This window comes from Rhodococcus sp. KB6 (assembly GCF_001445685.1).
GTDB lineage: Bacteria > Actinomycetota > Actinomycetes > Mycobacteriales > Mycobacteriaceae > Rhodococcus_F > Rhodococcus_F qingshengii.
This window is the reverse complement of record NZ_LNAK01000128.1, coordinates 1-532: the sequence shown is the minus strand read 5'-3', so window position 1 is coordinate 532 and position 532 is coordinate 1. Positions and strand designations below refer to the sequence as shown.

The 532-nt window shown below is 62.4% G+C and carries 1 protein-coding gene; it reads left to right on the top strand.

Annotated elements, in window-relative coordinates; translation table 11 throughout:
- On the top strand, window positions 1-532 hold a 532-nt coding region (locus tag ASU23_RS19910), incomplete at both ends, for a phosphopantetheine-binding protein (protein WP_156423182.1).

The following is a 532-nucleotide window of genomic DNA, read 5'->3' as shown; positions in this document are numbered from 1 at the left end:
CCAAGTCGGGTGACAGCTTGGTTGGGTATGTGGTGCCGGCGTCGGGTGCGGTGGTTGATGTTGTAGCGCTTACGGATTCGCTGCGTGCGGTGTTGCCGTCGTACATGGTTCCGTCGTTGATCATGGTGTTGGATGCGTTGCCGCTGAATGCGTCGGGGAAGTTGGATCGGAAGTTGTTGCCGGAGCCGGTGTTCGAGGTTGCGGTGTTCCGGGCTCCGGTGACGGCGGTGGAGGAGATCGTCGCGTCGGTGTTCGGGGATGTTCTCGGGGTCGAGCGTGTCGGGTTGGATGATGATTTCTTTGCTTTGGGTGGTAATTCTTTGATTGCTACTCGGGTGGCGGCTCGGTTGGGGCAGGCGCTCGATGCGCAGGTTCCGGTGCGGGTGTTGTTCGAGGCGTCGTCGGTGGAGTTGTTGGCTGCTCGGGTGGAGTCGGAGGTTGGTTCGGGTGCGCGGGCGGCGTTGACTGCTCGGGTGCGTCCGGAGCGGGTGCCGTTGTCGTTGGCGCAGCAGCGGATGTGGTTCTTGAACCG